The 11,311-nt window shown below is 39.5% G+C and carries 7 protein-coding genes; 5 read left to right on the plus strand and 2 right to left on the minus strand.

Going from position 1 to position 11,311, the window contains the following annotated elements; genetic code table 11:
• Positions 1–3 precede the first annotated feature (3 nt).
• The 4 genes from PLA12_05310 to guaA all read left to right on the plus strand — a co-directional run bounded on the left by PLA12_05310 (position 4) and on the right by guaA (position 6,297).
• Complete coding sequence (locus PLA12_05310) at positions 4–2,019, plus strand: glycoside hydrolase family 3 N-terminal domain-containing protein (GenBank protein ID HOQ31915.1); 2,016 nt, start codon at positions 4–6, stop codon at positions 2,017–2,019.
• Positions 2,020–2,169: 150 nt separating this feature from the next.
• Positions 2,170–3,105 carry a thermonuclease family protein gene (locus PLA12_05315; protein ID HOQ31916.1) on the plus strand — a complete coding sequence of 312 codons (936 nt, stop codon included), beginning with the start codon at positions 2,170–2,172 and terminating at the stop codon, positions 3,103–3,105.
• A 165-nt stretch (positions 3,106–3,270) separates the two neighbouring features.
• Entirely contained in the window at positions 3,271–4,743 is a 1,473-nt protein-coding gene (gene guaB, locus PLA12_05320; protein HOQ31917.1) for an IMP dehydrogenase, read from the plus strand.
• A 6-nt stretch (positions 4,744–4,749) separates the two neighbouring features.
• Complete coding sequence (gene guaA / locus PLA12_05325; GenBank protein ID HOQ31918.1) at positions 4,750–6,297, plus strand: glutamine-hydrolyzing GMP synthase; 1,548 nt, start codon at positions 4,750–4,752, stop codon at positions 6,295–6,297.
• Between the two features lie 37 nt (positions 6,298–6,334).
• Here the strand turns inward: guaA and PLA12_05330 are convergent, their stop codons facing one another.
• A complete protein-coding gene (locus PLA12_05330; protein ID HOQ31919.1) occupies positions 6,335–8,509 on the minus strand; it encodes an ATP cone domain-containing protein in 2,175 nt (724 codons plus the stop codon).
• Positions 8,510–8,632: 123 nt separating this feature from the next.
• On the opposite strand from PLA12_05330, the gene PLA12_05335 reads away from it, so the two are divergent.
• The gene (locus tag PLA12_05335) at positions 8,633–10,999 is read left to right on the plus strand and encodes a LysM peptidoglycan-binding domain-containing protein (protein ID HOQ31920.1); all 2,367 of its coding nucleotides are present in this window, start codon (positions 8,633–8,635) and stop codon (positions 10,997–10,999) included.
• Positions 11,000–11,004: 5 nt separating this feature from the next.
• On the opposite strand, the gene PLA12_05340 is transcribed toward PLA12_05335, so the two are convergent.
• Positions 11,005–11,311: phosphohydrolase (locus tag PLA12_05340; protein HOQ31921.1), on the minus strand; the 307-nt coding region annotated here is incomplete at its 5' end.

Consider the following 11,311-nt stretch of genomic DNA (forward strand, 5'->3'; position numbering starts at 1 on the left):
AATATGTTTCTTTATTTTATTTTTTTAATGGGAATATTAGGTGCTGATAACGAAGCACCTCTGCCAGAAGCCATAAAGAGTGATGAAATTCAAATTCATGAAAAGGAAAAGACAAAAGACACGGATAACGAGAGCCCTTCAAAAGAGAAAAAGGCGGAAGATGAACTGCGATTAAAAATCAGTCAATTGTTCCTAATTACATTACAAGGGACCCATGGGACATTACTCGGAGACCGTAATTTCTTATCTCAATATACACCCGCAGGGGTTGTGATTCCTCAGATTATTGAACCCAAACGAGCAGAGGAATATATTGCAGGGTTAAGGTTTTCTGTTCGGAATGAAGGGTTGCCATTGTGGTTGGCAGGCGATTTATATGATGTGATTGAACGTGAACGGGGAGCCCCATCTCCTTATATTAATCTGCCACCTTTACTGGCTCTTTCTGCAAATCCGGACCCTACGAACATAGAAAAAATTATCCGCCTATGGAAGAGTTATATTCAGGGATTAAAATTAAACATGATGTTAGGTCCCCATTTAAGTCTGGCATCTTTATTACCGAAAGCCCATAGTAATCTGCACTCTCTGGGTTCGAATGCTCAGACAGCATCCGAAGTGGCTGTTCAAATGTTTAAGCTCTGGAATTTACCTAAAATACTTATGGTCCCTATGGACTTTCCCGGTGGTCAAACAAATCGGGAAGGTATCCAGCCAGCCGTATTACTCACACCTGAACAGTACCTGATAGATAATGACATTTTGCCCTATAAACTACTTATTGATAAAGGTTGTCCTATTATTCATGTGGGAACAACATTAGTTCCAACATTAGACCCGCAAGGGAAACCGGCTTGTATTTCGAAGGCAGTAATACACGATTGGCTTCGCAGCAAACTGAATTTTAAGGGGGTAATTATTGCCGGACCCTTAGATGCACCAGAAGTCTTACAGTTTATGGACCCTTCGGAATCGGCTCTGGAAGCATTACGAAACGGTGCTGATGTTTTATATTATCGTGGACCTTCAAATACTGCTGGGCGTGCTATTGACCGCGTTTACTATGCCGTTCAACATCAAGAAATTTCAACATCACAGATTGAGGAAGCCTATACGCACATCAAAACATTGAAAGACATTCAGTTCTCTACACAAGATACTTCTACAAAAGGGGAAAAGGAAATCAAACCTACAGAATTGACAAAAACAGGTGGCGATATTTTTGATAATTCGTATTACATCTTAAAAAATTCAATAACACTGGTAAGAAATAACGGGAATGTTTTGCCATTGACAAAAGGTTCTGTCGCCGGTATAGGTATCACAGGAGCCGTAGGTGTTAAGGAATTGGATGAATACCTGCGAAAATACCATAAAAATATAGGCTTACAACCGATGCCTTCATCCCTCCGACTGGGTTATTTACAGAATTTTGAGATAGAGCGAGCCGAGAAAAATATAGGTAAAGCCCCGATAGTAATATGCATCGTTGTTTCAACTTTACGGTTATTGGAACAAGAAGAATTAATTAACCGACTGAAGGAAAAAGGGTCAAAAGTAGTAGCCATTGTTTTAGGGCATCCGAAGGCTCTTTCCTGTGCCAAAAAAGCAGATGCTATTTTAATTGCTTATGCAGAACCTCCTGCTTATCAAATCGCCATAAAGGCTATATCGGAAACCCTTGTAGGCTTTCCTGCTTTTCGTTTTCGCTCGATAATGCACGATATATCCCTGAAACCTAATCAACCCTATACATTTTCTTTGAAAGAACTTATCGCCATACCTCCGGGGAAGTTGCCTCTCTCCGTAGGTGAAGATTTCCCCGAAGGAGCCAGTTTAAGTTTTCCGGTAGACACTATGATTAAAAAATGCGAGTGGACTATACAGGGAAAAGATAAATTCAAAGAACCTTCTTTTACATTTACTTTCCCTTCACCAGGCGAATATACTGTTGATTTACAAGTACAGGGACCCGACAAACAAGTTCAGACAAAAACCTATGCATTAACGGTAAAATAAAAAATTGACTTTTTTCATATAAAAAACATCATTGGCTATTCGTTTATATATTGTTACTGTTTTACAAAGATTTTAATCTCTTTAACCTCTTTATTTTAAAAAGGATTTGTTGTAGAATATATATAACACAACAAAATAGGTTTTTGGGTCATGAAAAAGTCTACTATATTTGTCATTGTTGTTTTGTTTATATTTTCAATTGTCAATGCTGCACAATCGGAAGAAAAAGCAAAGTGTAAGGTTACGGAAGTATTAGAAGGGGATTCTTTTGTTGCACAAACAATCGGAGACAACTCTCAAACGATGAAGATTCGTATATATGGAGTAGACAGCCCTGAGGAAGGACAGAATTTCTACACAGAAGCAAAACAATTTCTCAAAGAAAAAATTGGGGACAAGGGAGTGGACATAGAAATTTTGACAACAGACAATTTGGATTATCTCGTGTGTAATGTTCTAACGGAGGAAGGGGAAAATATAAGTGAAGTTTTAATAAAAGAGGGGTATGCATGGTGGGACGATGAAAACGCTAAAGATGCCCTAACACTTAAAAAACTTTGTGCAGAGGCTATCCGAGAAAAAAAGGGATTGTGGGCAGACATTTCTCCATTAGCACCCCGTGATTATCGTAAAAGTAAGGGATTAACCCAAATTTCCTATAAGATAGAAAAGAAGGTTGAGGAGAAAAAAGAAGAGGAGAAAGAAAAAACGGTCTTAAAAGCAAAAGGGAATGAAGTTTATAAAGGGACTTTCTCTTCTAATGTTCCCGTTATTGATGCCTCAAAAATTAATTTTAATGAAACAAAGATAGACCCCCAACAACTACTGATGAAACACACACCGACAGTTGCCCTTGATGAATCAGGGAAACCTATCGGGCTTGCCATTCCCAATATCAATCAAATACCGTATGCAAACGCTCTTGGCTTTCAGGATGGAGATATTATCTCCTCTGTAAACGGCTACCCGATTACAGATTTTTCACAAGCAATGCCTTTGTATGAAAAACTCAAAGGGGTAAAAGAACTCAATGTTCAAGTCATACGAGGAGGAAAACCCATAAATATTCCTATACGCCTGCCATAAATATAACAGGTCAGACGGGCTGGATAATCCAAACGCATTAATCACATAAGACAAACAAAATTTTTGCAATTTTACATTTTTTTCTTTATAATTATATTCCCGTGGGAAGTCTGCGGGGTTTAAAAATATAATTCTTTATTAATTCTTATATTGGGATATTTGTCTATGCAAGAAGAGGAACGCATTACCGAAGGTTTATCGTTTGACGATATATTATTAGAACCTGCTTATTCGGCTGTATTACCCCGTGATACAGATGTAAGCACAAGACTGGCTGGAAATATTAAGTTAAATATTCCTATCATAAGTGCCGCTATGGATACCGTAACGGAGTCCCGTCTCGCTATTGCTGTTGCAAGAGAAGGTGGTATTGGCATTATTCATAAAAATTTAACCATTGAGGAACAGGCAACGGAAGTTGACCGTGTAAAGAGGTCTCAATCCGGAGTAATTTCTCATCCTTTTACTCTATCGCCTGATAAAACCCTTGCCGATGCAGAATCCTTGATGTCACGATACAGAATCTCTGGTGTCCCGATTACAGATGAAAAAGGAATTTTAGTTGGGATACTTACCAACCGCGATTTACGTTTTGAAGAAGATTTCACAAGAAAAATATCTGAAATAATGACCCCTAAGGAACGAATTGTAACTGTGCCACCGGGAACCACTTTAGAAGAGGCAAAACGAATTTTACATAAACATCGTATCGAAAAATTGCCCGTAGTAGATGACCGTGGAAGGCTTATTGGATTGCTCACTGTAAAAGATATTATTAAAGCACGGGATTTCCCAAATCGTTGCGTTGATGATATGGGTCGGCTACGGGTTGGCTCTGCAATTGGTGTGGGAGAGGAAGAATTAAAACGAGCCGATGCATTGATTGAAGCTGGCACAGATGTCCTTGTCATTGATTCCGCTCATGGACATTCTGCCCTTGTTATTGAAATGGTCTCGGCAGTAAAAAAGCAACACCCCCATATTCCGGTTATCGCCGGTAATGTTGTTACAGGTGAAGGGGCTATGGCATTAATAGACGCCGGTGTGGATGCCGTCAAGGTAGGTGTAGGACCCGGTGCAATATGCACAACTCGCGTCGTTACAGGTGTTGGCGTTCCCCAGATAACAGCGGTTTTAAATGTGGTGCGTGTGTGTAAACCGAAAAATATCCCCGTTATTTCCGATGGAGGTATTAAATACTCCGGAGATATTGCCAAAGCCATCGCTGCCGGTGCAGATACCGTGATGATAGGTAGTTTGTTCGCTGGAACAGAGGAAAGTCCTGGCGAACGGATATTGTATGAAGGACGAACCTACAAGTTGGTTCGAGGTATGGGTTCCATCAAAGCCATGCAAAAGGGCAGCAAAACACGGTATATGCATTTTGATACAGAACCGACCAAACTTGTACCAGAAGGAATTGAAGGGCGTGTTCCTTATCGCGGAGCATTGGCAGATGTAATTCATCAATTAGTAGGTGGTCTTCGTGCCGCAATGGGCTATTGCGGCTGTCCCAATATAAAATCATTACAAGAAAATACAAAATTAGTGCGAATTACATCCGCAGGGATTAAAGAAAGTCATCCGTATGATGTAACCATTACAGAAGATGCCCCCAATTATCAGATACCGAGGTAACCCATTATGGAATACAAAGGACCTGTTATTGTTGTTCTTGATTTTGGTGCTCAATATAGCAAACTCATAGCACGACGCATTCGAGAGGCCGGTGTTTACAGTATTATTCTTCCTTACAATGTGCCTCTGGAAAAGATTAAAACTCCCAATTTAGCAGGCATTGTATTAAGCGGTGGACCTGCCAGTGTTCATCAACCTCATGCCCCTTTGCCCAAAATGGAAATTTTTGATTTACAGGTTCCTATATTGGGTATCTGTTATGGTGTTCAGATATTCGCTCAACTGCTCGGTGGAAAGGTAGAACCTGCTCACCAAAAAGAATATGGCATCGCCTATCTAAAACACAAAGGAAATTCTGAGTTGCTAAACGGAGTCCATAAAGAAACTCCTGTTTGGATGAGCCATGGTGACCAGGTAACAGCAATTCCCCCGGGTTTTATCACGATGGGGGCAACGGAAAACTGCCCCTATGCGGTAATTGGCAATCCAGAACGGAAATTCTACGGCGTGCAGTTTCACCCGGAAGTAGTGCATACACCGGAAGGGCAAAAAATCATATCCAACTTCGTCCATACCATTTGCCAGACTGACTCAACATGGACTATGGGCAATTTTATAACACAGACAATTCAGGAATTGCGTGGAAAAATTAACGGGAAAAAAGTTTTATGTGCCCTTAGCGGCGGTGTGGATTCCAGTGTTACCGCAGTTCTATTACATCGTGCTATTGGAGATAATCTCCACTGCGTATTCGTAGATAACGGGCTATTGCGAAAAGGTGAACCTGAAATGGTGGAAAAGGTATTTCGTGATAATTTTCATATAAATCTGCATTGTGTTAAAGCACAAGAACGGTTTCTATCTGCCCTTAAAGGCATAACAGACCCGGAACAAAAGCGAAAAATTATCGGCTCATTATTTATTGAAATATTTGAAGAGGAAGCCAAAAAGTTAGGAGACCTGTCTTTTCTTGCCCAGGGAACATTATACCCGGATGTTATTGAATCCATATCTGCTACAGGAGGTCCTTCCTCTACCATCAAGAGTCATCATAATGTTGGCGGACTTCCTGAAAAGATGAATCTGCAATTAATAGAACCGCTCCGAGAATTATTCAAAGATGAGGTTCGAGATGTAGGCAAACAATTAGGGATACCGGATGAAATTATACATCGCCATCCTTTTCCGGGTCCCGGTCTTGCCGTTCGCTGCATTGGCGAAGTAACAGCAGAAAGACTGGATACCCTACGAGAAGCCGATGCTATATTCATTGAAGAAATCCAGAAAGCCGGCTTATACAATCAAATCTGGCAGGCTTTCGTTTGTTTACTTCCTGTTAAAAGTGTGGGTGTGCAAGGTGATGAACGAACCTACAAAGAAGTATGTGTCCTTCGTGCCGTTACATCTGAAGATGCCATGACTGCGGATTGGTTCCGTTTCTCACCGGATATCCTTCAAAGAACTGCCAGCCGTATTTGTAATGAAGTTTCAGGAATTAACCGCGTGCTAACCGATATCACTTCAAAACCCCCCGCCACAATCGAATGGGAATAAATAATAATTATTGTCGGATGTGTTAGACATACGGACTTCATTCGGAGGGTATAAACCGTAGTAAAACGGGGGCATTTTCTTTATTCGTTTGAGCGAATAATTGCATCACTTCTCCCAGAACCAGGCTATCCCAAACGCGTTTAGGGGCAAAATGAGTTGGAACAGGAACATCTAATAATTGGGCAATACTGAATAGTTTCTTAAATTGGGGAGTAAGTTCTTCCGGATGATAAAACGAAAGGGGTGCAATTTCATCTGCATACTGCGGTATAAATTGAAAAGGTTCTTCACGCTTTAATGTAACAAACAGGTCATGCAATTCGTCCATATCTTTTTGAGCTAATCTCTTTAATATATCCGTATTTGTTTCTAAACCTAACCGTATTTTTAAATTCTTATCTTTAATACAACTTGAAACCATCCCTCGAATCTTTTTCAGTAGATTTTCTGCTCCTGTCCATACTTCAATATTCTTCATTTCTTTATCATCATTTAGTATTTGTAAAGCCTCTTTAATTCCACTAAAAAATAAATGGAAAGGGAAAGATGCAAAAGAGGGGATATCCCCGGGAGTTTTGTAAATTTGCTCGAATAGCGACTTCCAGATACTCCCATTGGCGTCCCCATAATATCCGGATAAAAAATTCAACATTTCTTCATAAGCATGAACGGCTAACAGAATCGTTTGAAAAACAGCCGTATAAAAACTATCTCCTGTCGGATTTTTATAAGCAAGGCGAACAAGATTTATGGTAATTCCTCCGAGACTAATTTGAGGAGAAATATCTACAGAATCAAGAGGGGTGAAGATAACTGTTATCGGTATTTCCTTATCTTCTACACAGGAAACCAGTAAAGGTAAAAAAACATGAGATGGTGCAATTTGTAAAGGAAGATTAAACCGCCACACAAAAGGATGTGAAAGGGACAAACTTTTTTCTCTTTTACTGATACATTCTAAAATATCCGTCATCATCTCTTGTGCCGTCTGCTGATAGGCAGAATAGCTCGTTCCCAGATTTTTTCCTCGATTACCCAAGGCATACGCATTGGCCCATTTCTCCGGCACGGCCCAATCAAAAACTATCTGCATTCCTGAATTTTCTTCAGTCATTTGTTCGCACTCTTCCACCCATTGAAACAACCAGTTTTTATAATCGTTCCCTTCCAGTCCTTTTAACAGGGGTGCAATAGCCCAATTCAATCCCCAGAAACTTATCGGGTTTACGAAAAAATCTTTCCATTGTAAGCAGGAGTTTTTAAGAATATTCCAGAGGTCTTGCGGGGTACAAATAGCAGAATTCTTTTTCCTATGACATAACCATAAAAAAAGTGTGGACTGATGAAGATTCCATAATTTATCGGGTTGGTCTAAGGCATTTATGTGAATAAATCCATTATCATGGGCATCCATAACATCCGAAGAAAATATCAATGAACGGGATACCTGCTCTTTAACTTTTTTGCCTAAAATAATATCTGTATCCACAGGCGTTATTTCGTTTGAATGGATACTTTTTATAATTTCAATACAGTCGTTCGTAGGGAGATTGAGTGAAAGATGTTTATAAGGGCTTAAAATCTTTTCTTTATTCAGCAAAATTGAACATAACTCGCTAAGAAAGTTCAAAGAAGGTCGCTGACATTGAATTCCATTAAGTATCTCTAATACCTGCTGAATAATTTTTCCCTGAATATCTTTTTTTAATTTCAACGGTTCTAATAAATGTTCTATCTCTTCTGTAATCCTATCAATATCTTTTTGGAAGAGAGAAAGAGCATCCTGAGAGGTTTCTTCTGTGGACTTCTTAGCACGGTTAGGAGGAATTTTAGTGTTTGCAATAAGGCGTTGTTGAAGATGTTTTTGTCGTGAAAATTCCTTATAATGACGAGCTGTTCGTGTCTGTCCCATTTCTTGAAGCACTTGCACAGTTATAGTATTAATTTCGCGGGTAGAAATAATAGCCTCAAGTCCATGACATTCCCGTAGGTAGGTTTTTACAGCCGTTGCAAGACTATAATCCAGCCCGTTTTCTTCAACACCCGCCGATTGAAGAGCTTTTCTTATGGATTCCGACAATTTCTGTAGGCTAAAGGGCTCAATATGTCCATCCTTCTTCTTTACTCGAAGTGCCCCATATACAGGAAGTATGGGAAATCCGAACAAATCAAATAAAAAGTTATTTTTATTAGGTTTTTGAGGTGATTTCATACTTTCGTCTTCTTATTAATTTACTTCTTTTCAAGGCTATATATTTTAACAATAAACAGCAATAAAAATGAACTCTATATCTATACCATCATTGATTTTTTGGAAGGATAAGATTTCTAAAAGATGCTGTTCGATTTATTGAAATGGGATGGGATTCTCATTTATTATGCTTATAATGTTGATTTAATACAATCATTAAACCCAACACTGGAGGGTAAAAAAGTGGAAGTTATTGATTTGAATGTAAAAGCGTATAAGAAACAATCCCCTTTCGGTAGTGTGCTTATTTTTGTTCTGGGCGTGCTCGTTGGAATTGCTCTATCCTATATGTATTTACAATTAAATCCTCCTCCGAAGGAAACACCTCCTCCAAGCCCAATGGCTGAAATACCTAAGGAAAAACCACAAAAACAAGAAGAACCACCTCCGGTGAATGAGGAACAAAAATTACTCTCTGATTTAGAAACAATTTCTCCTATTATATACATTGTAAATGAGGATAAATATTCTGATTCAACAATAGATTTGCTGAACCAGATACATCCTTTCGCGGTAGTTGTAAAACCATCACCCGGAAACATAGACAAAGACAAATATTTAAATCTATTACAAACTATTCGTGATAAAGTAAAAAGCAATGTTTCCGATTTGCCATTACTGGCAATGGACCTTGACTTTCATTTTCTGCAGTCTTTACCTGAGTTTCAGGAATTACCCAAACTTGCTGATTTTAATACGAGTACAGACACGCAAAAAATAGTGGGAGCGGGCAATTTATATGCTCAAAAAATTCGTGAATGGGGTATTTCTATGTTGTTCGGACCTATGATAGAAATTTATGTAGCAGGAAGGGCACCGGAAACAGAACGGGGAAATTATATCGGTGATACAACGGAGGCGATACAATGGGTAGGTTTATCTTTTAGTCAAGGGATTTGGCAGGGGAAGGTTATCCCTGTAATAAAAAGTTTCCCCAGCAAAACACTTGCAGTAAAAAAAGAGGTAAATGGGAAAGTATGTTTTGCACTCGAAGTTGACAAAGCCGAAGAAAATATGAATCAAGCCATATCCCAATTGGCTACCTGGTTATTCCCATTTTCTGAAGCAGTTCATCAGAACCTGCCTGCATTGTTAGTATCTCATGTATCCATTCCACTGTTAGACGATGAAAATCCCTATTTGCCTGCTTCTGTATCTCAGAAAATTATCTATGGTTTAATCCGCGGCAAATGGGGTTATAAAGGGGTTATTATCGCTGATGATATAGCAGAGTATCCTTTAGAGGGAACGGCAACTTATGCGGATGTCGCTTTGCAAATGACCGGCGTAGGCATTGACCTAATTTGTTCTTCCTTGGGAGATGTAAATGAAATGGCAAAGATGGTGCAAATCATCGAACAAAATGTTTCAAAAGAAGCCAAAGAAGAACGGTGTATGCGATTGGCTCAGTTATTCTCTGTAGTTCGTCCCCTTCCGAAAAAAGAAAAACAAGAAACTACTCCTCCAACAGAGGCTACTTTAATAGCCCAGCAAACACAAACTCCCGTTCCCAGCACAGAGACAATGAATCCTCCCACAGTAGAAGCTCCTCCATCTGCGGCAACTGAGACTACTCCTGCTCCTAATCAAGAAACTCCAGCTACACCTACGGAAAGCACACCAACCCCAGCTGCAACAACTGAGACCTCTCCTGCAGAAAATACATCATCTCCCACAGCAACAACTCCTATAAATACTACCCCACCTAAAGAAACAACCGTTGCTCAAGATTTAACACAAATAGTTACAGAAACAAAACCTAAACAAGAAGAAAAATCTGTGGAAACTGCAAAAGCAGAACCACCAAAAGAAGAGGTAAAAACAGAGCAACAACCCTCTACTCCGCCAAAAGCAGGGACTGAAACGAAATCTATTGGAAAAGCACCTCAACCACCGGGAACCAAAGCAATAAATCATAAAATTGCACGGGGAGAAACTTTATATAATATCGCCCAAAAGTATCAAGTAAAGCCCAAAGACCTTATGGCTTGGAACGGGATACAGGACCCCAACTTGATTAAGTATGGATTAAATTTAGTTGTGTATGTGGCTCAAGGGACAGAGGAAAAACCACCCCAACAGAAAGCACCCGATACACAGGAAAAACCGAAAACCTCCCCTACTGACAAATCAGTCGCTCCTTTAACTTTACCTGAGGCGAAAAATGAAGAAAACACCCCCGCGACACAAACAATACCTGTAACTACAGATACAGAGGAAAAACCGAAGAGCGAAGAAACGGCTACACAGGAGGCACCCAAAGATTCGTCTCCTACAAAAGAAACTATTATATACACAGTGAAATATGGCGATACCCTGGATTCCATAGCACGGGATATGCGTGTAACCAAAGAAGAAATTATCCAACTCAATAACTTAAAGAAACCGTATCTCCTGCCCGCAGGTAGAAAATTGAAAGTTCCGCATGTCCCTAAAATAGGATTTAACTAAACATTTTATTTTTCTAATAAACGCATAAGGTAAAATTCCAACTCGGAAAGGATGGAGTGTTGCCAGTCTTTTTTCAACGCTTGAATAATTTCCCGATAATACCAGAGAGACCCTTCTTTTTTCCCGTTGAAACGCGACCAGATATTATCACCCTCTCTGCAATAATCATGATACAGTGAATACAAATTGTGCCATTTATCACATGCAACAATAAGTTTTACATCTGTTGACATTGAATAACAACGGGCAATAAAATCCTCTTTCCTTTGCTTCCAAGGTTTTTTAGGGTAGGTAAAGGAATCGGAACATTGC

The organism is Candidatus Hydrogenedens sp. (assembly GCA_035378955.1).
GTDB lineage: Bacteria > Hydrogenedentota > Hydrogenedentia > Hydrogenedentales > Hydrogenedentaceae > Hydrogenedens.

Coding starts and splice junctions, on each gene's coding strand:
- guaA (HOQ31918.1), top strand. CDS start 4,750: ATGGAATACAAAGGACCTGTTATTGTTGTTCTTGATTTTGGTGCTCAA.
- PLA12_05335 (HOQ31920.1), top strand. CDS start 8,633: ATGCTGTTCGATTTATTGAAATGGGATGGGATTCTCATTTATTATGCT.
- PLA12_05310 (HOQ31915.1), top strand. CDS start 4: ATGTTTCTTTATTTTATTTTTTTAATGGGAATATTAGGTGCTGATAAC.
- guaB (HOQ31917.1), top strand. CDS start 3,271: ATGCAAGAAGAGGAACGCATTACCGAAGGTTTATCGTTTGACGATATA.
- PLA12_05315 (HOQ31916.1), top strand. CDS start 2,170: ATGAAAAAGTCTACTATATTTGTCATTGTTGTTTTGTTTATATTTTCA.
- PLA12_05330 (HOQ31919.1), bottom strand. CDS start 8,509: ATGAAATCACCTCAAAAACCTAATAAAAATAACTTTTTATTTGATTTG.